The sequence below is a fragment of the Pseudoxanthomonas jiangsuensis genome (assembly GCF_010093185.1).
Classification (GTDB): Bacteria; Pseudomonadota; Gammaproteobacteria; order Xanthomonadales; family Xanthomonadaceae; genus Pseudoxanthomonas; species Pseudoxanthomonas jiangsuensis.
Genome location: NZ_PDWL01000006.1, coordinates 31,783 through 56,314, shown reverse-complemented (window position 1 = coordinate 56,314; position 24,532 = coordinate 31,783). Strand labels below are relative to the sequence as shown.

Annotated in this window: 36 protein-coding genes; 1 reads left to right on the top strand and 35 read right to left on the bottom strand. The window is 69.2% G+C overall.

Going from position 1 to position 24,532, the window contains the following annotated elements; genetic code table 11:
• Nucleotides 1-66 precede the first annotated feature (66 nt).
• Both CSC62_RS05575 and CSC62_RS05570 read right to left on the bottom strand, forming a co-directional pair.
• On the bottom strand, nt 67-1,068 hold the full coding sequence (locus CSC62_RS05575) for a hypothetical protein (protein WP_162405107.1): 1,002 nt from the start codon (nt 1,066-1,068) through the stop codon (nt 67-69).
• Nucleotides 1,068-1,883 carry a hypothetical protein gene (locus CSC62_RS05570; RefSeq protein WP_162405179.1) on the bottom strand — a complete coding sequence of 272 codons (816 nt, stop codon included), beginning with the start codon at nt 1,881-1,883 and terminating at the stop codon, nt 1,068-1,070. The genes CSC62_RS05575 and CSC62_RS05570 overlap by 1 nt, the downstream gene beginning before the upstream one ends.
• Before the next feature lie 58 nt (nt 1,884-1,941).
• Here CSC62_RS05570 and CSC62_RS05565 point away from each other — a divergent pair, with 58 nt between their 5' ends.
• The gene (locus CSC62_RS05565) at nt 1,942-2,136 is read left to right on the top strand and encodes a hypothetical protein (protein ID WP_162405178.1); all 195 of its coding nucleotides are present in this window, start codon (nt 1,942-1,944) and stop codon (nt 2,134-2,136) included.
• On the opposite strand, the gene CSC62_RS05560 is transcribed toward CSC62_RS05565, so the two are convergent.
• The 33 genes from CSC62_RS05560 to CSC62_RS05400 form a co-directional block, all read right to left on the bottom strand.
• Nucleotides 2,071-4,152, bottom strand: coding sequence for a hypothetical protein (locus CSC62_RS05560; RefSeq protein WP_211368934.1), 2,082 nt, complete (start codon nt 4,150-4,152; stop codon nt 2,071-2,073). The genes CSC62_RS05565 and CSC62_RS05560 overlap by 66 nt on opposite strands.
• Nucleotides 4,142-5,650 carry a hypothetical protein gene (locus CSC62_RS05555; RefSeq protein ID WP_162405177.1) on the bottom strand — a complete coding sequence of 503 codons (1,509 nt, stop codon included), beginning with the start codon at nt 5,648-5,650 and terminating at the stop codon, nt 4,142-4,144. The genes CSC62_RS05560 and CSC62_RS05555 overlap by 11 nt, the downstream gene beginning before the upstream one ends.
• The gene (locus tag CSC62_RS05550; RefSeq protein ID WP_162405176.1) at nt 5,650-6,252 is read right to left on the bottom strand and encodes a hypothetical protein; all 603 of its coding nucleotides are present in this window, start codon (nt 6,250-6,252) and stop codon (nt 5,650-5,652) included. Before CSC62_RS05550 ends, CSC62_RS05555 begins: the two co-directional genes overlap by 1 nt.
• The gene (locus tag CSC62_RS05545; RefSeq protein WP_162405175.1) at nt 6,249-6,692 is read right to left on the bottom strand and encodes a hypothetical protein; all 444 of its coding nucleotides are present in this window, start codon (nt 6,690-6,692) and stop codon (nt 6,249-6,251) included. Before CSC62_RS05545 ends, CSC62_RS05550 begins: the two co-directional genes overlap by 4 nt.
• Nucleotides 6,689-6,910 carry a hypothetical protein gene (locus CSC62_RS05540; RefSeq protein WP_162405174.1) on the bottom strand — a complete coding sequence of 74 codons (222 nt, stop codon included), beginning with the start codon at nt 6,908-6,910 and terminating at the stop codon, nt 6,689-6,691. The genes CSC62_RS05545 and CSC62_RS05540 overlap by 4 nt, the downstream gene beginning before the upstream one ends.
• Before the next feature lie 3 nt (nt 6,911-6,913).
• Nucleotides 6,914-9,277 (bottom strand): putative Ig domain-containing protein, encoded by a 2,364-nt coding sequence (locus CSC62_RS05535; protein ID WP_162405173.1) that lies wholly within the window; start codon nt 9,275-9,277, stop codon nt 6,914-6,916.
• Complete coding sequence (locus tag CSC62_RS05530) at nt 9,277-9,675, bottom strand: packaged DNA stabilization gp4 family protein (RefSeq protein WP_162405172.1); 399 nt, start codon at nt 9,673-9,675, stop codon at nt 9,277-9,279. The genes CSC62_RS05535 and CSC62_RS05530 overlap by 1 nt, the downstream gene beginning before the upstream one ends.
• A 47-nt stretch (nt 9,676-9,722) precedes the next feature.
• Complete coding sequence (locus tag CSC62_RS05525; protein ID WP_162405171.1) at nt 9,723-9,971, bottom strand: hypothetical protein; 249 nt, start codon at nt 9,969-9,971, stop codon at nt 9,723-9,725.
• Nucleotides 9,972-10,020: 49 nt separating this feature from the next.
• Nucleotides 10,021-10,224 carry a hypothetical protein gene (locus tag CSC62_RS05520; RefSeq protein ID WP_162405170.1) on the bottom strand — a complete coding sequence of 68 codons (204 nt, stop codon included), beginning with the start codon at nt 10,222-10,224 and terminating at the stop codon, nt 10,021-10,023.
• Nucleotides 10,225-10,239: 15 nt separating this feature from the next.
• Complete coding sequence (locus tag CSC62_RS05515) at nt 10,240-11,445, bottom strand: P22 phage major capsid protein family protein (RefSeq protein WP_162405169.1); 1,206 nt, start codon at nt 11,443-11,445, stop codon at nt 10,240-10,242.
• A 20-nt stretch (nt 11,446-11,465) separates the two neighbouring features.
• Entirely contained in the window at nt 11,466-12,419 is a 954-nt protein-coding gene (locus CSC62_RS05510) for a hypothetical protein (protein ID WP_162405168.1), read from the bottom strand.
• A gap of 27 nt (nt 12,420-12,446) precedes the next feature.
• Nucleotides 12,447-14,450 carry a portal protein gene (locus tag CSC62_RS05505; RefSeq protein ID WP_246194215.1) on the bottom strand — a complete coding sequence of 668 codons (2,004 nt, stop codon included), beginning with the start codon at nt 14,448-14,450 and terminating at the stop codon, nt 12,447-12,449.
• A gap of 50 nt (nt 14,451-14,500) precedes the next feature.
• A complete protein-coding gene (locus CSC62_RS05500) occupies nt 14,501-15,820 on the bottom strand; it encodes a phage terminase large subunit (RefSeq protein ID WP_162405167.1) in 1,320 nt (439 codons plus the stop codon).
• Nucleotides 15,817-16,218, bottom strand: coding sequence for a terminase small subunit-like protein (locus tag CSC62_RS05495; RefSeq protein ID WP_162405166.1), 402 nt, complete (start codon nt 16,216-16,218; stop codon nt 15,817-15,819). Before CSC62_RS05495 ends, CSC62_RS05500 begins: the two co-directional genes overlap by 4 nt.
• Nucleotides 16,215-16,601, bottom strand: a complete 387-nt coding sequence (locus CSC62_RS05490; protein WP_162405165.1) for a hypothetical protein — start codon at nt 16,599-16,601, stop codon at nt 16,215-16,217. The genes CSC62_RS05495 and CSC62_RS05490 overlap by 4 nt, the downstream gene beginning before the upstream one ends.
• 106 nt (nt 16,602-16,707) lie before the next feature.
• Nucleotides 16,708-16,983 (bottom strand): Rz1-like lysis system protein LysC, encoded by a 276-nt coding sequence (gene lysC / locus CSC62_RS05485; RefSeq protein ID WP_162405164.1) that lies wholly within the window; start codon nt 16,981-16,983, stop codon nt 16,708-16,710.
• A gap of 2 nt (nt 16,984-16,985) precedes the next feature.
• Complete coding sequence (locus CSC62_RS05480; RefSeq protein WP_162405163.1) at nt 16,986-17,381, bottom strand: hypothetical protein; 396 nt, start codon at nt 17,379-17,381, stop codon at nt 16,986-16,988.
• Between the two features lie 112 nt (nt 17,382-17,493).
• Nucleotides 17,494-17,919 (bottom strand): hypothetical protein, encoded by a 426-nt coding sequence (locus CSC62_RS05475; protein WP_162405162.1) that lies wholly within the window; start codon nt 17,917-17,919, stop codon nt 17,494-17,496.
• Complete coding sequence (locus CSC62_RS05470) at nt 17,919-18,212, bottom strand: hypothetical protein (protein ID WP_162405161.1); 294 nt, start codon at nt 18,210-18,212, stop codon at nt 17,919-17,921. Before CSC62_RS05470 ends, CSC62_RS05475 begins: the two co-directional genes overlap by 1 nt.
• Nucleotides 18,209-18,673, bottom strand: a complete 465-nt coding sequence (locus CSC62_RS05465) for a lysozyme (RefSeq protein WP_162405160.1) — start codon at nt 18,671-18,673, stop codon at nt 18,209-18,211. Before CSC62_RS05465 ends, CSC62_RS05470 begins: the two co-directional genes overlap by 4 nt.
• Before the next feature lie 288 nt (nt 18,674-18,961).
• On the bottom strand, nt 18,962-19,393 hold the full coding sequence (locus CSC62_RS05460) for a hypothetical protein (RefSeq protein ID WP_246194213.1): 432 nt from the start codon (nt 19,391-19,393) through the stop codon (nt 18,962-18,964).
• A complete protein-coding gene (locus tag CSC62_RS05455; RefSeq protein ID WP_162405159.1) occupies nt 19,390-19,566 on the bottom strand; it encodes a hypothetical protein in 177 nt (58 codons plus the stop codon). The genes CSC62_RS05460 and CSC62_RS05455 overlap by 4 nt, the downstream gene beginning before the upstream one ends.
• Nucleotides 19,563-19,907: a DUF1064 domain-containing protein gene (locus tag CSC62_RS05450; protein WP_162405158.1), complete on the bottom strand. Its 345-nt coding sequence runs from the start codon at nt 19,905-19,907 to the stop codon at nt 19,563-19,565. The genes CSC62_RS05455 and CSC62_RS05450 overlap by 4 nt, the downstream gene beginning before the upstream one ends.
• Before the next feature lie 4 nt (nt 19,908-19,911).
• Nucleotides 19,912-20,166 (bottom strand): hypothetical protein, encoded by a 255-nt coding sequence (locus tag CSC62_RS05445; protein WP_162405157.1) that lies wholly within the window; start codon nt 20,164-20,166, stop codon nt 19,912-19,914.
• Nucleotides 20,153-20,848, bottom strand: coding sequence for an HNH endonuclease signature motif containing protein (locus CSC62_RS05440; RefSeq protein ID WP_211368933.1), 696 nt, complete (start codon nt 20,846-20,848; stop codon nt 20,153-20,155). The genes CSC62_RS05445 and CSC62_RS05440 overlap by 14 nt, the downstream gene beginning before the upstream one ends.
• Nucleotides 20,845-21,234 (bottom strand): Ref family recombination enhancement nuclease, encoded by a 390-nt coding sequence (locus tag CSC62_RS05435; protein WP_162405156.1) that lies wholly within the window; start codon nt 21,232-21,234, stop codon nt 20,845-20,847. Before CSC62_RS05435 ends, CSC62_RS05440 begins: the two co-directional genes overlap by 4 nt.
• Nucleotides 21,234-21,659: a recombination protein NinB gene (locus CSC62_RS05430; protein ID WP_162405155.1), complete on the bottom strand. Its 426-nt coding sequence runs from the start codon at nt 21,657-21,659 to the stop codon at nt 21,234-21,236. Before CSC62_RS05430 ends, CSC62_RS05435 begins: the two co-directional genes overlap by 1 nt.
• Nucleotides 21,656-21,835 (bottom strand): hypothetical protein, encoded by a 180-nt coding sequence (locus CSC62_RS05425; protein ID WP_162405154.1) that lies wholly within the window; start codon nt 21,833-21,835, stop codon nt 21,656-21,658. Before CSC62_RS05425 ends, CSC62_RS05430 begins: the two co-directional genes overlap by 4 nt.
• Nucleotides 21,832-23,112 (bottom strand): replicative DNA helicase, encoded by a 1,281-nt coding sequence (locus CSC62_RS05420; protein ID WP_162405153.1) that lies wholly within the window; start codon nt 23,110-23,112, stop codon nt 21,832-21,834. Before CSC62_RS05420 ends, CSC62_RS05425 begins: the two co-directional genes overlap by 4 nt.
• Nucleotides 23,109-23,831 (bottom strand): hypothetical protein, encoded by a 723-nt coding sequence (locus CSC62_RS05415; RefSeq protein WP_162405152.1) that lies wholly within the window; start codon nt 23,829-23,831, stop codon nt 23,109-23,111. Before CSC62_RS05415 ends, CSC62_RS05420 begins: the two co-directional genes overlap by 4 nt.
• Nucleotides 23,831-24,034 carry a hypothetical protein gene (locus CSC62_RS05410; protein ID WP_162405151.1) on the bottom strand — a complete coding sequence of 68 codons (204 nt, stop codon included), beginning with the start codon at nt 24,032-24,034 and terminating at the stop codon, nt 23,831-23,833. Before CSC62_RS05410 ends, CSC62_RS05415 begins: the two co-directional genes overlap by 1 nt.
• Complete coding sequence (locus tag CSC62_RS05405; RefSeq protein WP_162405150.1) at nt 24,031-24,210, bottom strand: hypothetical protein; 180 nt, start codon at nt 24,208-24,210, stop codon at nt 24,031-24,033. Before CSC62_RS05405 ends, CSC62_RS05410 begins: the two co-directional genes overlap by 4 nt.
• Nucleotides 24,207-24,530, bottom strand: a complete 324-nt coding sequence (locus tag CSC62_RS05400; RefSeq protein ID WP_162405149.1) for a helix-turn-helix domain-containing protein — start codon at nt 24,528-24,530, stop codon at nt 24,207-24,209. The genes CSC62_RS05405 and CSC62_RS05400 overlap by 4 nt, the downstream gene beginning before the upstream one ends.
• Nucleotides 24,531-24,532 lie beyond the last annotated feature (2 nt).

Below are 24,532 nucleotides of genomic sequence, written 5' to 3'. Positions count from 1 at the left end.
TGAATCGTCAAGGATTGCTTGGAGGTTGCCTATCAGGCGACGCCGCGGCGCGAGGTCGGGGAAGTCCTAAGCCAACCCGTACAGGCTGACCACCGAGCCATCGACCCAGTTGCCCGCGGACAGCGCTATATCAATCTGGGTGATCGCCGCGGTGTTGCGCCAATAGCCAGAACCGGTTTGCATGAACTCGTTCGCCGTGGCGTTCGCCTGCTTGATCGAGGACAACGCAGTCATCGATTTGTGAAACGTGGTGCCGCGATAGTCGGGAATGCAGATGGTCACCGGCGAAGCGGTGCCAGCAGGAGCGTTCGCGGCCGCAAGCGAGAATGCGTCGATGCGCGACACTGCGACACCACTTGCGCCAGCGCCGAACCTGTTTTCCCGGATGCTATCGTAGTTGTTCCCGGAATCCCCGTTGAAACGGATAGCGCTGTTGGCTTCCACTGCGGAGGCGGTCCCCCGGCCGAGAATGCGAAGTTCCAAGTGCCGATAGGTAGCCGGGATCGACGTGAAGGTGACCACGGCTTGCGAGCCGCTGGTCACAACCTCCCCGATCTTGGCTATGGCACCGCCGGCACCGGATCCATTCGCCGCCGCCGTCACCCGGCCCATCGCGTCCACGGTGATGTTCGCGCTGGTGTAGCTGCCGGGCGTGACTGCGGTATTGGCCAGGCCGAACGACGGCACGCCCGTCACCGGGTCGACCGTCTTGGTCAGCTCCCCGGAGTCGACAGCCAAGGCGTCGGCCAACGCGGGCCACCCCTTCTGCCCCGTCGGGCCGGTGCCGTAGTAGCGGGTATTGCCCGGAGATGCCTGGTCGCCGCGCAGCCGCAGCAGGTAGCCGTCGCCCTGCCCCGTGACGCCGACCGACATGTCGCCGGTGAGGTTGGTCCCGCCGCCGAGTGCGTCGATCTGGGCCTGCATCGCCGCCAGCTGGGCCGACACGTCCGCGCCGCCCACGGCCGCGTCCAGCAGCGCCTGCCAGTAGGCGTACCATTCCCGCGACGGCAGCCCATCCCGGCCCAGCAGCGGCGCCGACGGCCGGGGGATGATGACCGAGTCGACCATCAGCTGATCGGCCCCATCGCGAAGAAGCTGACCGTGATGTTGCCGCTGATCTGCTCCTGGGAAGCCGATCCGGGGTCGGCGTGGTTGGTGTTGACGATGAAGGTGAACCCGGTCGAGTTGGCCGCGGTGATCGACAGGTCGCCGTAGTAGGGGCCGTAGGCGTTGCCAGGCGCGAAGGGGCCGCCGGTGGGCGTGACCACGGGCCAGACCGTCTCGCTGAAGGCGTTGGGATAGGTCACCGTGCCCTGGGCCTGGAGCGTGCCGACGCCGGAGGACGTGGTGGCGGTGCCTCGGATCACCTGCCACTTGCTGCCGTCCTCGCCGGTCAGGACCATCCGCGTGCTGGTGATCTCCACCGTGGCCTCGGGCGGTGCCGGCGGCGGCACCCACTGCACGTTCACGCCGTCGGTGGACAGGTAGTAGCCGCCGGACCCCGATGGGTCGGGCAGCTGCAGCAGCTCCTGCCACAGCAGGTTGGACCCGTCGTTGGTCAGGAACTGGCCGACCACCAGCGCCGGGATCTCCTGCGTCGCCGCGCCGGCCGCCCGCACGTTGTTCCGGGTCCAGATGGTGACCCCGGCGGCGTCCTTCATCACCACCCCATAGGCCCCGTCGCCCCAAACGTCCGTGGCAGTGCGGCCGGCGGCGTCCAGGGCCACCGTGTACGGGTTCGGGGTGGCCATGCCCGGGTCCGACCAGGTCAGCTTGGGCGTGGACAGGTTGGTCTCGTAGAACGACAGCGAGCCCCCGGCATTCACGCGGCCGTCGGGCAGCAGGTACTGGGGGGCCTGGTCGAGGATTCGGAAGGTGGCCATCTGGGGCTCCGGAAATGACGAAGCCCCGCCGGAGCGGGGCTGTGGTAGGGTTGGCGGCATGACCAAGAAGCCCGACTACGACCTGTCGAACCCCGGTGGCCGGCCGAAGACGTGGCTGGATCAGGACGGCTCGGACGACGCCTGGCTGGGCGACCTCGGGATGGTTGTGAAGATCGTTGGCGCCGGCCTACTTCTGCTGGGCGGCGCCGGCTTCTTCCTGTTCAAGCTGCTCCAGTACAGCGGCAACCTCTGACAGGCCCTGGTCGCCGTCGCGCTCGGCGGCCACGCGCATCGACTGGATCACGCCTGGGATTGCGCCCTTGGGCAGTACCGTCGCGTCGGCGAGCCGCTTCACCACGGTGGGATTGGTCATCCAGCGGGCCAGCGCGTTTGCCCCGGCGCCGGCAGCCACGAGCGCCGCGGTGCCCCCGGTGAACAGGCTGCCCACCAGCGACGCTCCGTAGGTCATTGCCGCCGCGCGGTTCGCCGTGCCGGAGGGGTTGGCATACACGCGCGACCCTTCCCGCAGGTTCTCCGCCACCCGGGCGATCCGGTCCATCTGCTTGGTGAAGCCCGGGCCGTGCCGGTCGAACAGCGCGCGCCGCGCCTCCGGGCTGACCCGGTTCCAATTGGTGAGGAACGTGCTGGCGCTGAACTCCTCCGCGGCCTCCGCACCGGCCTGGCCCGGAGTGGGCATGCCCATGCGCTTGATCACCGCCGCGGTGACGGCGCGCTGCCCGTCCTTCGGCAGAGACTGCATGACCGCGCGCAGGGTGGTACCGCCATCGCGGGTGCCGGCCATGGCTGCCTGGAACACGCGCTCCGGGCCACCGTTCTTGTCGATCACCCGTTCCACCTGCTCCAGCCGGTCTGCCGCCGCGCGGGTGTAGTTGTTCGCCCTGCGCGCCGCTGCGACGGCCTCCGGCCCCTGCGCCTGGGCCACCGCCTCCATGTCGCGCGATAGCGCCCCGTACAGCTGCCGCAGCTCGCGAATGTCGCTGGTCGGGTTGAGGGGCGACGAGTTGGAGATGGCCTCGCCGATCTCCGAGCGCACGCGCTTGAGCGCCGAGTAGGTGAGCGCCCCACCGCCGGCAGCCAGGTCCTGCTCAAGGTTCTGCCGCAGCCGCGCGATGCTGGGCTGAACCAGCGCCCCCGTAGTCGCCGCGGCGCCCGGATCCGGGGTCGTCAGGCGCACCACGGTCTGCCAGGTGTTGCTCAGGGGCGCGGGCGTGGTCTCGGGGATGAGTCGGTCTGCCTGCCAGTACAGCGCTCGCTTCACGGCGTTCGTGTTGTTCCGCAGGGACTGGGCGCCGCGCTCGATCGCACGGCCTGCCTGCTCGCCGCTTGCCCGCGGCGACAGGCCGTCTGCCACCTGGCGCAGCCCGGCACCAATGTCATCCGCCTGGCGCTCGGCAAAGCGGTTCATCACGCCGGCGCTGGTCGGGCCGCCTGCCAGCAGGTTCTCTGCGCCCTGGGCGAACCAGTTGCCCGACGCCTGCCCCACGGATGGGGTGGCACCGACCCGGGCGAAGTCGTTAATGGTGCGGCGCATCTGCTCGCCACTGCGACCGCGCACGGCGCCGCGCAGGGCCGCAGCGGTGCCAGCGGAGCCCACGCCCGGGGCCAGGCCGCCGATCAGGCCGGCGGCCAGCTGCGTGCCCTCGCCTGCACCCGACTCGCGAGCCACGCCTGCGGCGCCAGCGCCGGTGGCCGTGCTGACCGCCTGCAGCTTCGGCTGGGCGGTCAGTAGGTCGGCAGCGGCGGTGCGCACCGATGGCGCGGTGAGCGCACCCCGGCCGGCGTTCAACACGCCACCGAGGCCCATGGTGAGGCCGGTTCCGGTCAGCGCCTCGCCGATGTCGCCCATGACGCGCTCGCGGCCGGTCTCCGGCTTCGGCAGGCCCAGCCGGTCGGCCAAGCCGGCGGCGGCATCGCGGTAGCTCGGCTGATCGCCCGGCACCAGGTAGTGGTTGAACGCATCGCCGCCCACAGCGCCAAGAAGGCCGCCGGCGCCCTGGATGACCGAGCGGGCGGACATGCCGAGGTCGCGCGCCAGGCTGCCGGATCGCTGCTCAGGCGTCGCCTGGCTCTCGCGGGTGCCGCCGATGATGTCGATCTCCAGGCCGGGGCCATCGTCCTCGAAAAGCTCGAAGCCAGGGGGCAACGGGGGGATGTCCGCCTGCGCGGTCAGGGCCTGGCTCGGCGGCGGCGGAGCCTCGTCCTCCAGCACGAAACCCGGCGGCAGCGGCGGCAGGGCGTTATCGGCCATCGTCGGTCACCCACTGGCCGTTGCGGAGCACCAGCATCTCGCCGGTCTGGGGGTTGCGGGCACGGCGCACAGCCGCGGGGGCCACGGCGGCGGAAGTCGCTGCGCCGCCCGCCTGCTGCCGCGCACGCGCGATGGCCGGGGTGATCGCGTCGCGCAGGTCCGTCAGCGCACGGCGGTAGTCCTCCTCACTTTGCGACCGATCCAGGCGCGCCATGGCCGCCGTTGCTGCGGCACCCTCGCGCTCCGTGATGGCGCCGCCGCCCTTGAGCTGGTTGAAGGCTGCCAGGAAGGCCTGGCCGGCGATCTGGTCCGCACGCGCGATGAGGCCGCGGGCTGCGGTGCCGGGGACTCGATTCAGCGGATTGAGGCTGCCGAGGCCGACGATGCTGCCGAGCTCTCTGCTGTTCAGCAGCTGGTCGATGGAGTCGACCGATGCCTGCAGCGTAGCGATGGTGCCCGGGGCCGCCGCAGCCTTCTCCGCTGCGGTCTTCCCCTGCTCGATGCCCACGGCCTGGTCGACTGCGGCCTGGCTGCGCAGCGCAAGCTCTTGGGGCAGGTACTGCAGCTGCACGCCCAGCTTGGCGGCCTCGGTGGCGGCGGTCTCTTCCTCCGCGGAACGGCCTACGAAGGCGCCAGTGCCGCCACCTACGCCTCCCGGCATGGCCGCCTGAGGCGGGAGCGACACCGACCCGCCGTCGGGGACGAGCCCCCACGCATCGGGGTTCTCCGCGATGTTCTGCCTCAGGCGCGGATCATCGACCTGGCTGAGGTCCATGACCTGCCCCTGCGCGTTGCGGAACCGGGTCGGCGGCTGCGCGCCCACCGTCGGCGCGATCTGCCCGGTTTGAGGGTTGAAGCTGGTCCCATCCGGCAAGTCGATCTGCCCCGTGCGGCCGTTGAGGACGCCAATCCGCTCGCGGCCATCGGCTCCGGTGAACTTCACCTGCGAGTAGCCGGCGCTCGATGCGCGGCCCTCGGCGCCCAACGCGACCTTGGCGGCGTGGGCGTACTCGGGCGTCCCTGGCTTGAGGCCGGCGGCGGCGGCCATCATCTCGAACTGGCGGTAGCCGGCGGGCGCGGCCTCGCCGGCCGCTGCCGGCACCATGGCCACACGCTGCCGGGCCTGCTCGAACGCCGGCATCATGTCCGCGGTCCAGGCCGGCGGCGCCTCCTTGCCGGTGATGCGCGACATGAACGGGCTGATCTCCTTGAACCGGGCCTGGATCAGGCGGTCGTCGCCGGACTGCAGGCCTTGTCCGAAGTAGTCCAGTGCGCCCTTAAGGCGGCGTAGCTGGCTGTCCCCGGCCTCCTGGATAGCCGTTGCACCCCGAGGATCGATGGCAGCGGCCTGATCGAATGCGCCCGGGTCGCCGGCAAGGATCTGCGGCGCCAAGGTGCGCAGGGCGTTCCGGTCCTGCTGCTTCTGCTCGTACTCCTGTGCCTGCCTGCCAGCCTGCTGGCCCTGCATGAACGAGCCGAAATAGTTGCGCTGTGCCATCAGGCCTTCCCCCCAAACCATCCGTTCTTGTAGCCGTAGGCACTGATGCCCAGGTTCGCCAGATTGTTCACCGCGTCGGCCTGCTGGCCGTAGGCGGACGATCGTGCGTTGGCGACACCCCACTGGTTCTGACCGTACTGCTGCGCGTAGTTCTGGCCGTAGGCGCCGAGCTGGTTGGCCGTGGTCTGGCCGGTCTGCGACAGGCCGGCGAGGCGGTTCCAGTAGTTGCCCAGGTTCTGGCTGGCGAGCTGCTGGCCGAACTGGATCCGGTCTGCGTCCGCGCCGCCGCCCCAGAGGTTGCCGCCCGCCGTGGCGCCCGCGTCCAGCTGCTCGGTGCCCAGCTGCAGCGCTGCCTGGTAGTCCGGTGAGGCGAGGAATCCGGAGTAGTCGCCGTTCAGCACCTGCTGCTGTCGGTCCAGCGCCCACTCGCCGCTTTCCAGCCACGGCATCATGTCCTCGCGGGTCTGGTTGAACTGCCGCGCCTGCTCCGCGGTGGCATTGCGCCCCGCTGCCTTTGCCGCGCTGGCGGACTTGTTTGCTGCGTAGATGTCCGTGGCCGCGCCGACGACGGCACCACCTACGGCTACTGCAACCATGCTCATGGGGCGCTCTCGATGAGTGGGGTTTCGGGGAGGGTGAACTGGGTTTCGATGGCGGCCACATCCGTCAGCTTGGTGGCGAACACGTTCATCCACTGCACGTCCTCGATCACCGCGCCGACCTTCTTGCAGCCGGGCGGTGAGACGAACACGCAGGGCGCGCGCATGTCGCGCACGGCGCCGTCCGGGCCGGTGACGCGGATCACGCCCGCCAGCAGGATGTTGAGCGTGGAGAAGCGGTGCACCTTGCCGACGATCACGGTGCCGGCCTTGGCGTGCATCAGGCGGCCGTACACGCCATGCGCGAAGTGGTGTTCCAGTTGGCACTCCACCTGCGGCATAGTGGCCATGACGGCCTGCAGCCTCCGGATCTGCTCGTAGGTCGGACGTGCGGGAAGGCACTCCAGGCCCTGGCCGGCGGGGATCAGCTCGGACTCGCTCATGCCACCGTCCCCTGGAACACCCCGACCATGGCCAGCACGTCGCGCTTGCGCGGGCTGCTGCACTCGAAGCGGTAGACGCGCTGGCGGGATCGCCCCAGGCGCGACCAGTCGACGCGCAGGCCGTACTGCCCCACCTCGCCGATGCTCTGCTCATCCCACTCCGACCAGTTGGGCTGGCCGTCGTCGGAGTAGCTCATGCGGATTACGTGATCGCTCATTGGTTACCCCGGGACTGCCATAGCGCGGCCAGTGAGGCCAGGTCCAAGCGTGGTATAGCGCTCGGTCATGGCAACACCATCGGCCGTGCTGTAGATCTTGTTCGCGTCGGTCAGGACCAGGAACTCCAGGCCGTTGTGCTTGATGTCCACCACGCCCCCGGTAACGGTCGCGCCCAACTCCCAGGCGTCGTCACCGTCCTTGAAGATGATCTCGCCAAGGTCGGTTCCTGCGATCCAGTAGCTGCCATCGCCATTGGCGCAGATGCCGCCAAAGTGGGTCGCGGTGAGAGTCGGAAGCGACTCCGTGTCGGCCAACACACCATCTTCCGTCGAGGTCATGCGAAGTCTGTCGGGCGCATTAATGCTGCCAGCGAACCGCGCGACGCCGCCGGCCGACCACGCCTGAGAGCCGGACATGGACGTATTGAATGGAATGGTCGCTCCGGTCGTGTAGGACGTGAAGTTGTCGGTTGAAACAAGCAGCGTGTTGCTGTTCCCGCCAGCAGCGCTGATCCATTTGCTCCCGACCTTGACGACAACCTCGGATGTCGCGGGCGGATTCAGGTTGGAGAACGTCGCCCCGTTGTCGAGGCTTCGATACAGGCCGCCATTTAGGCCGCCAGGAATCAGAACGACGGTGCCATCGCCCCATCCGCGCTTCGGAGACGCGATCCCGACGCCAACATCACCGGTGGAATTGGCCCACGAGGACCCGAGGTTGTCTGTGTTCCGAGTTCCGCCGCTTAGCGAATAGGTGAGGATTCGGTTTCCGCTGGCGTTCGCCCGATATGCAATCGTCGGGGCACTGAACGTCCACGCCAGTGGCGAATAGTCTGGCGGAATGACCGCGTAGCCGTCATCGCCAAGGGTGGAGGCGAACAGCATTACCGGCTGGGCGATCTTGATGCTGTCATCCAGCGTTGCACTCAGGCCATTCGTATCGGTCGTGCGCAGAGTGAAGCCGAACTCGCCGTTCTGCGTTGGGATCGTGTCATCAATCGTGGCTGTTGGCCCGTCGAAGGACAGGCCGGGCGGCAGCTCACCCGAGACCACCAGCGTGCTGGAGATCGGGGCATCTCCAGGCGTAACGGTGTAGGTGTAGCCGGCGTAGGCCGCCCCACGCAGGCCATCCGGGGCGGCGCCACTGATCGAAGGCCCCTCCGGTTGCTCGGGGAATGCGCCCGGCGTCGGCCCTACCTGCCCCACATCCATCACCAGCTCGACCCGGCTGTGGATCAGCTCGTTCTGGTTGTCGTGCATGACCGGCTGGGAGAAGCCGGAGATGAACTCCTGATCGCCCTCCCACACGTAACCCCAATCGATGCGCCAGATGCGCCCCTTCTGGAAGTCGCCGGCATACCACTTGCCGTTGCTGCGGGCCGTGCAGCTGGGCCGCCAGCGCTTCAGGCCGTAGGACTCGCGCCGGTGCCATTCCTGCTGGGCGCAGTCCCACCCCCAGGTCTCGCCGGTGAGGAAGGTCCAGTAGACGACCGTGTGCCCCTCCGACTCCCAGACGAAGCCGAAGGCGTTCCACCAGTCCATGCCGCGGATCGCCTGCTCGATCGGGCGCTTGGAGATGCGGCGCGGGTTGTAGCCGTCGAGCTGGTAGAAATAGCCGTCCGAGCCGAGCCAGAAGACGGAGTTGTCCGCCTCCACGACCGTATGCGGCCCCGCGCAGCCCTTGTCGATGAAGATCCGCTTCGACCGGTACGGCTGCTGCGCCGTGCTGGTGACGCCGAAGAACTCGCCGGAGTTGGCCGACAGCAACAGTAGCTCACCGCCCAGCCGGCCCATGCCGACGAGACGGTCGGGGCGGTACTCCGACGTCCACCGATCCAGGGTGTTGTAATCGGTCGCCTCGGCCACCGCGCTGTTGAAGGCGAACCGCCCCGCCGGATCGATGCCCAGCATGTAGCCGTCCATGAACTTGATGACGGCGCTGCCCGGGAACCCGGTGTCGGTGATCTTGCCGAACGCCCCGGTATAGGTGTCCAGGACGTAGCCGGATGCCCCGTTGACCACGGTCAGCTGCTGCCCGTTGGCGCGCTGGTTGTGGTCCATCGACACCCGTCCAGTGCCCGGGATGGTGCCGATCGGAATGGCCACCCCGGACAGGGAGATGCGGTACAGGGTGGTGCCGATGACCGCGTACAGCTTCCCCTCGCAGTCGTGGATGCCGCGCACCGGCGGCGCTCCAGCCACCTCCAGCCACGGGAACAGGCCGGGCGGCGTCTTGAGCATCAGCGGCGAGCGCGTGCCCTGGGCCTCGGTCTTGCACGGCAGGTAGTTCCACACGTCCTGCTGCGAGAACGGGCGATCCTCGTCCCGGTAGAAGCCGGTGACGAGCGGGACAGGCTGGTTGCGCATCAGTACCAGCGATCCGTGCGCGTGTCGTAGCCGTAGGACAGCACGCCGCGGTCAGGCAGCAGCGGGTTCGCCGCCTTCACGTCGGCGCGCAGGTCCGACATGCCGCGGGCAGCCATTGCCGCCACTACCGGCGACACGTCGGTGCCGTACTCCGGTGCCAGGGTGATCGCCAGGTTCGCCGCGATGGCCTCCTCAGCCTCCGGCGGGCACGGCATGTCGTCGGAGGGGTTGGCCACCGGCGCCCAGCCCAGCGACAGGCCGTTGGCCTCCCAGCGGCCGATCATGGCGTTCATGGCCGAGATGCCGGTCTGCATGTCCACGGCCTTGACCGGCTGCCGCGCATCCTGCACCTGGATCAGGCGGAGCGCCCGCGCAACGATTTCCTGCACCTTGGCCATGCGGACCTCAGAAAGAGAAGGGGCCGACTTGCGCCGGCCCCTGGGGGTTACTTCTTCTTGCCGTCGGCCTTGTCGGCCTTGGCCTGCTGCGCCTGCTTGAGCTTGATCTGCTCGGCCAGCGCGTCCTGCGCGTACAGCTCATCCTCGGCGTTCCACGGCTCGCCGGTGCCCTTCGGGAAGTCCGGCTCGGCCCAGCCATTGGCCTTGGCGGCCTCGACGTCCTCGGCAGCGAACAGGGCCGGGCGGCCGTCGTTCTCGCCCTCCTTCACCAGGTACAGCGCGTGCTTCTCGGTCATGACTGTGTCCTCGCAGGGCGCCCCAACTCGAGGCGCCCCGCTGTTGCGGTTACGCGGTGGTCTTGATCAGGCCCATCGAGGCCAGGGCCGTGGCCAGCTGCGCGGCCGTGACCGAGGCGAGGCTGAGCGCGGCCGGCTGGACCGCCGGGGTGGTGCCGAAGAATCCGATCTTCGACGTGGCGTTGCGGCCGATGAGGGTGCCATCCGCAGTTTCCTGCGCGGCCGCGGCCTGGGTGTCAGTGGACAGGGGCATGTGTGATCTCCTCGATCAGGTGAACAGGGTGGGGTCGTTCGGCACCACGACGCCGAACTCAGGACGCAGCACCGCCGAACCCCACAGGATGTCCACGCGGTTCAGGAACTGGTCGTTGATCGTGTCGTAGTCGCGGATCATGCGGACGCTCAGACCGCCGGGGCCGCCGATGGTGGCGCGGCTGGCGTCCTTGTTCTCCGGCAGCGGCAGGTCGACGGACGCGAACGTGACGAAGTCACGCGCGAAGGCCAGGTTGACGCCGGTCTGGGTGCTGGCGCCCAGCACGGCGACGTCGGCGTTGTCGGCGGGCAGCGCGGTGACGTTCTTCTCCGGGCCGTTGGCGACGATGGCAGGGCTGATCTGCAGGTTGCCCGAGCCGCCGGCGTAGTTGGCCGTGACCACGAAGGTCCGCAGCACGCCGGTGCTCTCCTTCGTAGCCGGGTTCACCGCGAACACGTTGGCGAACGTGACGTGCTGGCCGGCCAGGATGGTGCCGGTGCCGGTGTCGATCGGGATGGAGGTAGCGCCATCGGCCACCACGCCGTTGACGTCGTAGGTGCCCGGGATCGCACTGGCGCCATAACCCTGCGTTGGCATGATCGCCGTCTCGTACCAGTCGAAGCCGGCGGCCCGACCCATCAGGCCCTCCTCATACTGGCGCTTGAGCTGGCTCTGGCTGTTGAACAGGCCCTTGAGCTGGTCGATCACCTGCACCGTGCCGCTGGTGTTGGTGAGCATGAAGCGCTCGGTCGGGGCCAGGTTGTCGGTCAGCAGCTTGTTGGCCAGCAGGGCGTCCTTGAGGTCCAGCTTGCCGTCCGCGTTGGCGACGAAGTTGGCCGCATACGGGAGGCTGCGCTGGATGACCGCCGATTCGATCTGCGAGGCCAGGTTGGCCAGCGGCTGGTCGAGGTAGCGGGCGCGGAAGTCATCGATGTTGAGGGCCAGGTCGGCGCTGTTGTAGACCAGGTCGATGCCCATCTGGTCGGTGATGCTCAGCGGCACGGTCTTGTCGACCATGTTGCCGGCATCCATGATCCGGCCGCTGCGCACCTTGGCATTGGTCGGCACGCGGATGTTGACGGTGCTGCCGATCTTGGCGCCGGTGACGGCGAACTCGTCGGCGTACTCCATGTTGATGCGGTTGAGGAAGGTGAACTTCTGCCGCAGCGCGCTGAGGATCTCGCGCGTGATGAGGCTGGTAGTGAGGAAGGTGTTTGCCATGGGATTGAGTCCTTGTAGGGTCAGCGGTTAGGCAGCCCCTTGGCCTCACGCTCCTTCCGGCGCGCCGCTTCGTATTCGCGCTGCGACATGCCCTCGTAGGACTTGGTCACAGCCGGCGCACCAGACAGGGTCGTGACGGGCGCAGGGGCACGGGTCACGGTCTTGGGGGGCGGCTGACTTGGCTGCGGGCTCGACGCGGGTTGCGCGCTCAGTCGGGCTTCGATGCGGCCGATCGCTCGGCTCATCGCTCGCTCGGACATCTGCGCGATCTCGGCGGCTTCCTGCGGGTTCTGGCCCAGGTAGTAAGCGATCGCCGGCGCGTGGTCGGTCTCCAGAATCTCCTCGGCCATGGCCTTGGTGATCGGGACCTGCGGGTTGTGCGCGACCTCGTCGTAGTCGGGGTGTTCGGCCCGGAAGGCCTCCACCTTCTCGGCGAGGGTGCGCTGCCGCTGCTGCGCCTGCTCCTGCTTCCTGTCCTGCTCCCGCAGCCACTGGTAGTGGCGGCGGTTGAACTCGGCCACGTCGAAGTCGCAGGACTCCAGCGTGGGCTCGTCGGCCGCCGCGGATGCCGTCGCCGGCGCGGGGTCGCTGCCCGGCTTGGCCGGCTGCTGCGGCTGCTGCCGCATCGCCTGCTCCCGCCAGTACTGCGCCTCGCGTTCTGCGTCGTACCTCGCTTTGGTCAGCTCATCGATGCGTTGGTGCACACCGGGCTTCTTCCGGGGCCTTGCGGGCGCATCGCCCGAATCCGGGTCTGCCGATTCCCCGGTCTGGTTCTGCGTGTCAGCCGGCTCGTCCTGGCCGTCGTCACCAGCATCGGCAGCGGCCGGCGGTGCGGCTTCCTGCTTCTGCGGCTCGGCGGCGGCCTTGCGGGCCTCACGCGCGGCAATGCCTGCGTCCAGGTGGCTGTTGTCCACCGGCTCGCGCGGCTTGATTTCGGTGGTGCTGGTGCGGGTATCGCTGGTGCTGTCGGTCACATGCGCCTCCACGGCGGATTGCCCCGGTCAGGGCTGGCCCGGGAAACCGCCCGGTGCGGGTGCTGCGGGTGCGCCGGCGCCGGCCACAAAAAAGCCCCCTTGCGGGGGCTGGTTCGGGGCTGGTGCTGGCGGGGGTGGTTGTGGCGGCCCGGCGATTCCGAGCGCGCCGAGCTGGGCGCCGAACTGGAACGCGGCGGCCTGGTTCTCGATCTCCTGGCCTTCCGCCTCGGCGTTGTACTTGCGGGCGCTGGCGGCGTCCTTCTCGGCGCCGGCCACGTCCTTGGGATTGGGCTGCGGCGGGGGCGGTGGCTGATCGCCCTCGGCCGGCTCCAGCAGGCCCTGCCCCACGAGGATCTTCCGCGCGGCCTCGCGCACGTCCTCCAGCATCGGCGCGTCCAGGTTCTTGATGAACCCGTACTTGGCGACCATGCCGATCGGCGAGGGGTCGTTGGCCAGCTGCATCATGGCCTCGGCGGCCTCCATGCGCTGGGTGGTGTAGCTCGGGCCCACGGTCACCGACACGTCGTAGCGGCCCTGCGTCAGGTCGTTGAGCGTGACCGGCTGGCCGGTCTGCTCGTCCACCACCACGCGGTTCACCGCCACCACCTGCTCGGCGCCGTCATCGCCCACGATGCGGATCTGCCGCTCGGTGTCGTACACCGCGGTGATCAGGTCGTTGAGGATCTCGAAGTCGTACTTGAGCGCGTAGCTGAGGTTGTCGATGTAGTCGAAGTTGGCGACATCGCCCTCGCGCTGCCGCGCCAGGATCGCCCGGCCGCTGGTCTCGTTGGAGCGCGCGCCCAGGCTGGCGTCGTGGATTCCGGTCGCGGCCTTCACGTCGTCGGCGCTGATCGCCGCGGCCTGCGCCAGCGCGGCCGGGAACGCCGGCGGCGCCTCGCGCGAGGGCTTGCCGCCGTTGGGCAGGCCCGGGTTGGACTTGTACAGCAGCACCGGCGGGCGGCGGGTGCGCAGCGACTGGTACTGCGCCTCGTAGCCTTCAATCGAAGCCGCGTCGGCCATGAACGGGCTGTACGGCTGGTCGGCCAGTGTCTCGATGAACGTGCTGCGCTCGTAGTTGTACATGCGCTGCGCGTCCTTGGCGAAGCGCGTGGCGCCGAAGAACTGGTCGCGCCCCTTTACGTTGATCAGCTCGCCCCAGCACGGCACCAGGGGGATGAACCTGCCGGCCCACTCGTTCGGGCCTTCCAGGATCTCCGCGCCGGAGACGATGCACTGGTAGACCTTGTCGCGTTCGATCACGCGGCGGCGCTGGATGGTGATGCCCTGCGCGGCCAGCTCGTCCACGATCAGCGCCAGGTCATCAGCATCGTGCACCGAGCCGTCGGACAGCAGCACGATCTCGACCTGCTCGGCCTTCTTGTACCAGTACTCGGAGACGGTGACCTCGTCCTCTGCCCACCAGTCCTTGGTCGCCTCGGTGGCCCCATCGACCGAGACCAGCTTGGCGTCCGGCCAGCGCGCCCGGAACGCCGATCGCGCCCAGCGGGTGTCCACGAAGGCGAACCGGGCATCGCGCCGGTCCTTCTTCTTGGCCGCCTGGTCGAACACCACCGAGTACGGGTTGGCGATCTCCTCGCGTTCGATGACCTGGTCGAAGCCTCCGTCGTCGGCGTACCGGGTGTTGACGCGCCACACGCCGTAGCCGCCGCCGACCGCGAACAGGAACGCGGTGTCCACGGCGCGCTGCGCGTCGATCTGGCTGTCGATCCCGCGGATGATCCCCTGCCGCACCTCGGCCAGGTCCGCGTCGCCGCCCTCAGCCGCGCGCACCTTGGCCTGCGGCCGGTTCTGGCGCTGGTCGTTGGTGATCTGCTTGAGCGCCTGGCGCAGCCGGTTCACGGTGTACATGGGCCGGCCGGTGCGCGTGTCGCGCATCCAGTCGTCCCACTGGCTGTCCGGGGTGAAGGCGAACTCCACGTCTTCCCGCGCGGCGTCGTACTGCGGCTTCCAGTAGTCCCAGCACGTGCGGTGCCGCTCCAGCATCTCGCGATGCAGATCGGCTTTGTTCACGCCCGCCCGTTCTGTGGCGTAACCGGGGCTGTCGGGCTTGCTCTCGGCCATCAGCGGAACTCGGAAGTGAAGTTGAGGCGGACCGGCTTTCGATCCGGGCCGTTCTGTTCGTGGTCCACGGCCATCAGGCCGAAGGCGTCGGCGGCATGGCTCGACCAGTCGTGCTCCGGCCCCAGTCCGATGCCGCGCTTGTCGTCCTTGCGCTCGTGGTAGAAGCCCAGCGCATCGCGCCCGGGCTCGGTGGTGGTCTCGTGGAAGTAGATCGACGGGAACAGCCGCCGCACTGCCTCGATGCGCTTGCTGGCCGCGCCGGCGCCCATGTTCGGGATCACCCGCACGTCGAACCCGGCCTGCTGCAGCGCGCTCTGGTAGCTCACCTGGTGCACCTTGTCGTTGGCCGCGCCGTCGTGAGGCAGCACGCACTGGGCGCGCTCGTAGCCCCGCGACCGCAGCCAGGCCACATGGGTCGCCAGCGGCTGGCCCTGGGCCTCGTAGTAGTCCAGCACCCGGACCTCGCGGCCCACGAACTGCACGATCCAGATGGCGCAGGCGTCGGCCTTGGCGCCGGTGCCGCCGATGTCCCAGTAGCCCCGGGTCGTCATCAGCGGATCAGCAGCGACCCGGCCGATGCGCCCCTCGGCCTTGGCCGTCACCAGGGCCTGCGCGAAGTAGGCGCCGGCGGCCGCCGTGGCGTACCCGCCCTCCCAGATGTGGTCGTACTGGTCCGGGCTGTCCCGCAGGCAGTCCAGGCGCTCCTGCTCCAGGACCGACGGGAACCACGGATTGTCGGACCAGTTGGCCCGCACCACCGCCGCGCCGGTCGGGAGGTTCTCTCCGCGCAGCAGCACGTCCACCGGGTCGGTCTTGCGCCGAGGGTTCCAGCCGAACCACATTTCCGAGGCCAGGCCGCGCGCGGCGTCCTCCCAGCGGATCGTCGGCCGCAGCAGCCCGAGCGACGTGCTCGACAGGCTCTGCGCCTCCTCGACCCATGCCCGGTGGAACCCCTCCAGCGACTTGATCGAGTCGGCCGTGTGGTCCTGCATGCCCTGGAAGATGATCACCCCGTCGCCGGGGGTCTTGATCACCTCGTTGAACACCTTGAAACCGTCCGCCTCCCGCAGCCCGAACTCGGCCAGCTTGGCCTCGATCAGGGACTTCGCGGAGTGCTTCAGGGACTTCTGCACCTCGCGGATGCACACCATCCGCAGGCCCTCGCCTGACTCGCCCGGGAAGGCGATGGCGTCCTCGACGGCCAGGCCGGCGAAGAAGTGGGACTTGCCCGAGCCGCGGCCGCCGTGGGCGCCCTTGTAGCGCGCAGGCGCCAGCAGCGGCTCGAACACGGCCGCTGTGTCGATCGCCAGCGCGGTCATTCCGGCTTGACGATGCGCCGCTCGATGCGGGTGACGGTCTGGACCGGCCCGCCACCGGGGCCGCTGTGCTCCATGGCGACCTTGTCGCCGTAGCGGCGCGGGTCCCACTTCGCCAGAAGCTTGAGGTCGGTGTCGATGATCAGCTTGTCGCGCTGCACGTCGCCGCTTGAATCGCCCCGCCCCCGCGCGGTCTCCATGGCGCGCTCAGCGATGGCGTCGTGCCCATCGTCCCGCGCAGCCTTGAAGCGCCGGTCCAGCTCCGTGTCGGCCTCGCACCAGTTGTACCAGGCCGACTTCCGAGGGAACCGCCCCGGGTCGCTCCGGAGGATCTGGCGCAGCGGCTCGCCCTCGGCGATGCGCGCGATGATCTCGTCGGCAACCACCTTGTCGTAGCTCATGGCGCGGTAGTGGTCAGGGTGTACGGCCCCGAGGTCATCGGGCCCAGCTCGTCGTAGAAGAAGGGGGCGTCCTGCACGGTGAACAGGAACGCCTGGTTCAGCACATCGCCATCGCTCAGCGTCACCTGCGCCTTGAGCCCGGCGCACCCGGCGTACTGGAAGTCGGCACGGACCGACACCTTGGCCCCGTCGATCTGCCCGTCGCTCATGCGTAGCGTCCAGGGCGACGTGGTGCGCCAGGTCACGGAGGTGACGGTCACGCCCGCCGGCAACACTGCGGTCAGGTCCGCCGTGATCCTGCGGCTCTCGCGCCGGCGGAACTGCGCCTGGTGCAGGCGGTCGCGCTGGAACGCGGAGACGTAGGCAGTGGTCGCGCGAGGCATCAGCGCACCCGCTCCCGCACGGTCTTGCGGGGATGGCGCCGCGCGTACTCGGGCGTCACGTAGCGGCCGGTGACGGCGCTGCGGTAGCGGTAGGCGGCCCTGCGCTTCATGGCGCCCCACCCGTCGTCGGCAGCGCCCGGATCTCGCCCAGCTTCCGGTTGCACGTCTCCAGGCTCTCGACGTTCGCGTTGTAGGCCTGGACGACGGACTCGACGGTCCGGCTGGCGGCCCGGGCCACGGGGCACGGGTCGGTCAGCGCCGGCGGCACCGGAACGGTCACCCGTACCGGCACCTTCACCACCTCGGGCACCTGCGGGCGGTCCGGGCACGTCTGGCAGCCGGCCAGCGCCAGCAGGGCCGCCGTCAGGATCAGGGCTCGCATGGTCACCTCAGGGGAATCGACGGGTGGAGCACGATGTCCAGCTGCGAGGCCGCGTCCGGGTTGCGCCGGGCGGCCTGCAGCTGGCGGGTCAGCTCAGCGATGCGCAGCTCGGAGACCGCGGCGTCCTGGGCGGCCCGGCGCTCCGCCTCGCGGGCGATCGCGTCCTGCTTGATGGCCTCGGCCGCGGCCTGGTCGGCGATGTTGTTGGCCAGCCCGACCTGCGCGGCGCAGGTGGACAGGTCCAGGGTGGCCCGGCCCAGCGCCTTCTCCAGGCTGGCGCGCTCCTGCTGCCCGTCCTCCAGCCCGGTCGCCTTGCCGCAGCTCCGGCCCCACACAGCCATGCCGCCGGCCAGCAGCAGCGCCAGGGCCAGCTTGATCAGGTCGGCGTAGGCGCCCATCAGTGGAAGCTCCGCAGGGTCCACCACATCCAGCCCATGTACCCGACCACGATCACGCCGGGGATAGCCAGCAGGATCAGCGCGGCGAGCGCTAGGCGACGCAGGATCGGCTTCACGGGGCTGGCGTCCGGGCCTTGCCACGAATCAGCGCGCCGATGTGCGGCGCCGCCAATCCAGCGATCAGCCCCAGGATCAGTGCGTTCAGCAGGACGCCCGGCGTGCGGGGCGGTGCCAGGTACTGCTGGGCCACCGTCACCGCCGGCCCGACGATCAGCGCCAGCCCGTTGGCCGACACGAACGGGGCCTTGCCGCTGCCCGACACCGGCAGCTTCCGGATGGCCGCCACCCAGACGAGGGTCGCCAGCAGCAGCGCCACGGTGAACGACCACACGCCCAGCGGCAGGCCGGCGGACCATGCCGCCAGCATCGCCGGAATCGCGCCCAGCGCCTTGATCGCGCCGGTCCCGTGCGTGGCAAGCGCGGTCAGCAGCGTGCCGATCGCGCCCACGAACGCGAGGATGGTCGCCTTCCGGTCCATCACTTCACCCCTCGCAGTTGCCGCAGCTCGCGGATGTCCTGCTTGTTCGTCTCGGCCTGGATTTCGAGCTTGCCGACCCGCTCCGGCAGGCCGGAGATGCCCGTCAACTGGGCCTGGATCGCGATCAGCTGCGTATTCGCCACGGCCTGTTGGGTCAGTACCGCGTTCACCGAGGTCACCAGCCAGATGCCCAGCGCCGCTACGCCGGCCGCGACCAGCCCCATGACCGACTTCTCGACGGGGCCCAGGCTCACGTGCCAGCGGCCGTCGCGGCGCTCGGCGTCCACGGTCATGGCCTCGCCTCGTCGTGCTCGGGCGGCAGCTCGAACACGGCGCGTTCGTCGGCGCGGCGGCGGACCAGGCCCTTCATGACCCGGCCTCCGGCGCGGTTCCAGCGGTCGAATTGCTTGGCCGCGCCTGGCCTGTCGCCGGCGTTGAACAGGCGCAGCAGGGTTGAGTTCCGGAACGCGCCCAGCCCGATGTTGTAGGCCAGCGAGGTCATCGCCCCCAGTTCGTTGTCCGCCGGCTCCCGGGTCAGCGAGGCCCGCACGCCGGCCATGAACCGCTCCACGTCCAGCGCCAGCCGGTCATCGGCTTGGGCCTGCGTCCAGCGCGTGCCGGGGCCGATGCCGGGGCCAGTGGAGCCCCAGCCGATGGTCCACGGCTCGCCACCGGTGCCGGGGTCGGGATATGCGGTCAGCCGGCACCCCTCCCAGCGCTTGATCAGCGCCACGGCGTGAGCGAGTGCGGACATGGGATCGGGCCTCGAAGGCGAAAAGAACCCCGTCGCACCGGGCGCCGGCACGACTGGGAGCTTGGGAATTGGTCGCCCGCCCCGCGTCCCAGCTGGTCACGAGGGTTGCTCTGGCGAGGGCGGCGGGCGTGGATGGTCGGGGCGGCCGGGAGTCCCCAGCCCTTGCGTCGGCCGGCTCCACCAGCCCCAACCCCGGAAACGGAAACGGCCCGCCGGTTAGGGCGAGCCGTTGCTTGTGGGGCACTTACCCCACCGTGCCATGGATGATGGCCCCGCAGGTCGGACGTGTCAAGCGGCCCGCGCCATCCCGGCAAGCACCCCGTACACCCTGTCCTCCCCGCGCTGGGCAAGGTCCATGTACGCGGTCGCCCTTACCACCGGCAGGCCGGCGTTGGCCAGCAGCAGGTTGGCGGTCTCCCAGCGCTCAACCCGCCGCCTACCCTGCCCGCAGTGGTAGGCGCGCAGGCAGATGGCCATGCCCAGGTGTGAGCGGGCGATGTCGGCTACCACGTCCTCGATAAGCTGGGCACGAGCGTCCGTCTCCAGTGGCTTGTAGCCCACGTTCGGCGGCGGCATCTCGCCCTTGTGCTCGATCAACACCTGCAGCATGTTGCGCGAGACGTGGCCCAGGTACTCGCAGTCCCGGTGTAGCGCGAACTCGCGCCCCCAGTGGTCCAGCTCGCGGCGCACGTAGGCGCCGAACAGGTCAACTTGGCTCACGATTCCCCCTCTGGTTCAATCTTCGGCCTCTTCGCCAACTCCTGCTTTGCACACTCCAGCAGGGACACGGCCATGCGGACCTCTGGCGCCAGCGTCTGGATCAGCGTGCGCAGCTCGCGTGTCGTGAGGGCCTTGCAGCGCTTGCGGTGGCGGCGGTTCATCGCGGTGCTCATGGGCCGAAATCCTCCCGGTCCCATCCCCCGCCCTTGGACTTCGGGCGCGGACGGAACGCTATGAACCGGAACGGGTACTGATCCGCAGCCACCTTGATCTTCACGCGGGCATCGTCGGTCCAGAACCCCTTGACCTCGTGCATCTCCATGACGCCATCGGCCGCCATGACCGCGAAATCCGGGGTGTAGAACGTGTTGTCGGCGAGGCGCAGCTTTACCCCCTCGAACCGGTACCACTGCACCTCCCCCGCCGCACGCAACAGCTCAAGGTGCGCGTCATAGTCCGCCTCCGTCTTGTTCATGACGCCGGCCTTCATGCGGCCGAGGGCGAAATGCTTCATCGGATTAGCGCCCACCCACTGCTCGGAGCTGTGGGCGTCCATCCTTGGGGGCCTCGATGCTCTCCGGGATCACCCCGTGCTCGGCGTACAGCCTCGCTGCATCCAGCTCCACCTTGGCAAGAGATACGTACTGCTGCACCAGGCCGCCGGTAGCCTTGGCGCGCTCGATGGTCAGCGCCATCTCTTCGCTAGTGGCCGTGCTGTCGGCCAGCTCCTTGATCATCTTGCCAACGAAGTCTCGAACGTCAGTAGCTTTCACTCTTGCCTTCCTTCTGGTTGATCTTGCGGGTCAGGACGCCTTTGAGCTGGATAAGCTGGTTCAGCTCTGGCGTGTATCGGTTGTGGCGGCTGTTGCGGCGCATGTTCTCGGCGCGGCTGACGCACTCGATCCGGTCCAGCGTCACCTCGTCGGGGTTGAGCGTGGCCATGCCGGGCTTGAACACCGCGACCCATCCCTGCGGGACGGGGCCATGTGCCGCCTCCCAGACGGTGCGGTGGATCGGCTGCCAGCGCTGGGCACGGGGCAGGTCCTTACGGTCTGTCAGCTTGCGTTGCAGCACGCCGTCCTTGATCCGCAGCGAACCGATGCGCTGGTAGCACCGTGCGGCGACGCCCTGCACAACGCCCGGTCGGAACCAACCATTTCGGCAGTTGGGGTGGTTCCCCGTGGACCCGGACTTGCCCTTGTTCCACGCCGTATGCCCGTCGCGGAATACGCCGGGCTTGCTCGCCATGAACGCCTCGCTCTTTCTCAGTCCCAGACGTACAACTCTGTTGCGCACAGATTGCAGAGACCGGCCAAGCGCCACCGCCACATCGCTGGTCATCGTGTCCGGGTACAAGGCGCGCAGCTTGGCGTCCTCGTCGGCGGACCAGTCAACGCGCGGGCCGGTTGGCCCCAGCGCCTTTCCCTTCCTCGCGCGGGATGGGGGGATAGTCACGCGGCGGATGCTCCGATGGCGTTGGACCGCCACTCGGCGATCAGGGTGTTCTGCTCGGCCAGCAACTCCTCGTCGCTTCCGTACTCGGCCCGGAACCTGCGCGGCTCGCGGGCGTAGCTGGGGCCGTAGCAATCGGCCATCTCGCGGACGCTGTAGCCCTCGCCGATGACGCCACGGTGGTGCCACGAACAAAGGCCGATGGTCGCGTCGTCACCGCGCCGCTTGCCCGTGCCGTGGTGGCCAGTGGTCAGCAGGTGGTGGATCTCGACATAGCCGCCGGGGGCGAATGCGCCGGGCTGGAACGAGGCTTTCAGCGGGCGTCGGCAGGCGAGGCAACCGATCTCCTGGATGGCGGTGAAGCGCAGGTCGCGGGATCGGCGATTCATCACGCAGCCTCCCGCGCGCGCGATGCGTCCGAGAAGTCGTTAGGGTTGAAGCCCATGCCAAGTAGAACCTTGTCCGACCAGCGAACCGGGCGAGCGCGCAACCCCTGCTCATCCGGGTGGTCGCCGATCTGCACCGCGACCGTGATTGCCTCGGCTGCCTGCGACTTGCTCAGGTCAAGGCTCGACCCGCCAAGCATGATGAAGCCGGCCGCGCCCTCACCCCGGTCAATCGCCGGCATCATTCGCCAGCCCAGCATCGTCCCGGACAGCATGTGCCGCCAGTCGTCCTTGCTCAGTCGGTTGCCGTGCCATTGCAGTTGCGCCGCAAGGTCGCCGCAGACGGCGTTGAGCATCCGGCGCTGCTTGTCGGTCATGGGGCCGGTGCCGTCCAGGCGCCAGTCGGCGGGGGAGAGTTCGGCCGTCATGCCCTGCCCTCCGCCACTTCCCGGTGCCCGGCCTTCCACGCCTCTCGCCACTCGCGGCCCAGCTCGCCCATCGCGTAGGTCGGGCAGTTGGTAATCGGGCGCCCTGCCTGGGCTGCCCAGCGGCCAGCCTCACGCGCGTGCGCGATGGATTGGGCGCGGGCTTGGTCGGTGTTCATGCGGCCTCCTCGAAGTCATTGGCCCGCTTGAAGCTCTGGAACGCCATCGTCTCGGCGACGAAGCGCACGCGCTTGAACCCGGTCGGTCCGTGCCGGTTCTTCTCGATCAGGACCTCGGCGATGCCGGGATCCTTGCTGTCACGGTTGTAGACCTCGTCGCGGTAGAGCATCAGGATCTGGTCGGCCTCGCGGGTCAGCTCGTCGCTGTTGGCTAGGTCGCCTGCGTTGGGGCGCTTGTCGGGCCGGCTGTCCACGCCCTTGACCACCTGGGCCAGCGAGATGACCGGGATGTTCAGGTCGCGGGCCAGGTTCTTGAGGCCTCGGGCGATCTGCGACACCTCGGTTATGCGGTCGGCGCCCGGCACGGTGATGCGCTGGGCGTAGTCGATGAACAGCACGTCCAGGCCTTCGTTGTGCTTCCACTTCCGGGCGACCGAAACCAGCTCGTCCAGCGACACGGCGGACCGGTCGAACACCCGCAGGTGCCGGTCACGGGCCTTCGAGATGCCCGCGGTGATCTTGGCCCAGTCCTCGTCCTCGAGCTGGCCGGCGCGGATGGACTGGGCGCCGACGCCAGAGGCCAGGGCCGCGCGGCGAATGCCAAGCTGCACGGCCGGCTGCTCGGCGCTGACGATGCCGACGCGTCGCCCGGCGTCTGCCGCCGCCTCGGCCAGGCCAAGCATGAACGCGGTCTTGCCCATCGCAGGGCGGCCGCCGATGAACGTCAGGTCCGAGTCGTGCCACCCGCCCAGGATCTCGTCCAGCTCCTGCAGGCCGGTGGTGATGCCGGGGATCACGCCGCCGTTCTGGTACGCCTGCTGGGCGACTTCGAAGGCCAGGGCCAGGATCTGCTTGCCGGTGAACTCGTGGACCGCGTGATGGGCGTTGAGCGCCATGAGCTCGGCGATGGCTTGCTCAACCGCTCCTGCCTCGCGGTCACGCGCGCCGGCCAGCAGGCGCTGGGCGATACCTCCGGCTTCGCGCATCCGCCAGTTGTCGCGCACGACGGCGGCGTAGCTGCTCACCACGCCCCCCGTGGCCATGTTCCGGGCCAGGCTGAGCAGCTCGTCGGCATCGGCCGGCAGCGCTTCGCACAGCGTGACCACGTCCGCGGGCTGGCCCTCGCGCAACCGGTCGCGGATGGCGGCCCAGATGCGCCGACGGCGCGGCGTGGTGAATTGCTCCTCGCCCAGCATCGGGGCGACCTCGTGGAACTTCTCGTTGCGGGCCATCAGGCCGGCCAGCACGGCGTCCTCGGCGTAGGCGGTGTCAGTCACAGCTCACGCCTCCCGCCGCCGGGGCGTTGGTCTGGGGGCGCTGCGCTGCCGGCCGCAGGCAGCTTCGCCCAGTTCTCGCGGATCGCCTCCATGAACGCAGCGTCCCAGTCGGCGTAGGCGTAGCCCTTGGCCTGGGCCTTGGCCCGGAACGACTCGAGGTGCTGGTCCAGCCGATCGTGCCCCTTGTCCGCTGCCCAGGCTTGGACCCGATCCGAAATCCCGAATCCGTCAGGCAGGGGGTGCTTGGTGGGGGCGCGCTTGCGCGGCCCGACGCGTCCTGACGCGTCTTCCTTCCTTTCCCTTCCCTTCCCTTCCCTTCCTCCCTGCGCGTCAGTGACGGGAGCTGGCGCGTCGCCTTCGCGTTCTCCACGCGTGAGCGACACGTCGGGCACGCGTGAGTCACCCGCAGGTGCCGGCAGCTGCGAGGCGCTCTCGCGTGGGTTGATGTGCTGGTGCGCGCCGAACTTGGGGATGTAGGCCAGGCCATCGCCATACGGAACGACGAGCCCGGCGCCGATCAGCTCCTCGCACAATGCGCGAATATCGACATCGTCTACCGGGAAATAGCGGATTTTTAGGGTCAACGGCTTCCACTGCAGCCGGCCCTCCTTGTCCGCCTCGCACCAGCAGGCGATGTACAGCAGCCGCGCGTGCGGCGACAGCTGGACGATGTCCTCGCTGGTGAAGAACTCGGGTTTGATCGTGCGAATCCTGGCCATTACCTGCCCCTGTCGAGCCCGTGAGCCCGGTCCAAGCGCGCCACCTGCTGCGGCGAGCGCGCCATGTTTTCGACTGCCAGCCGCGCCAACAGCTCGCGCGCACGCTGCCGATCCCCTGCCGCGTAGGCGGCCTTTGCGTCTGCGGCCAGCCGATCGATCCGCCGCTCCCGCAGCCAGTCGGAGACGCGCTGGAAGATGCTCATGCGCTGTTCCTCTTGGCCTGGCCGGCCATCTCCCGGTCCTGGTCATCCCAGCCCTGGCGCCAGCGGTCGACCTCCTGCCGGGCGTCGGGCGTGATCCCGTAGCGCGGGCAGGTGTCGCGGCCGCGTGCGGCCTGGCGGGCGTAGCGGCCGGCTTCGTAGGCGTGGTCGGTGCTCACGCCCGCCTCCGCTGGAACAGCTCGCCCTGCCCGGCCGGCAGCTGCCACAGGTGCTCGGGCATGCTGTAGGGCCCGGGCACGGTCTGGTCCAGCTTCACCAGCGCCCCGGCGTTGGTCAGGTTCGAGATGGCCCGCCGCACGCTGGTCAGCAGCACGCGACCCGGCATGCGGGCGTGGACCTCGGACGGGCTGAGCGGTCGGCCGGCGGCATGGAACACGTCCAGCACGGCCGCCTCCTGGCCCTTGGCGGCGCGGTTTGCGGCCAGCAGCTGCCGGGGCGACAGGCCGACGGTGTCGTGGAAGGAGACGACGGCGGTCATGG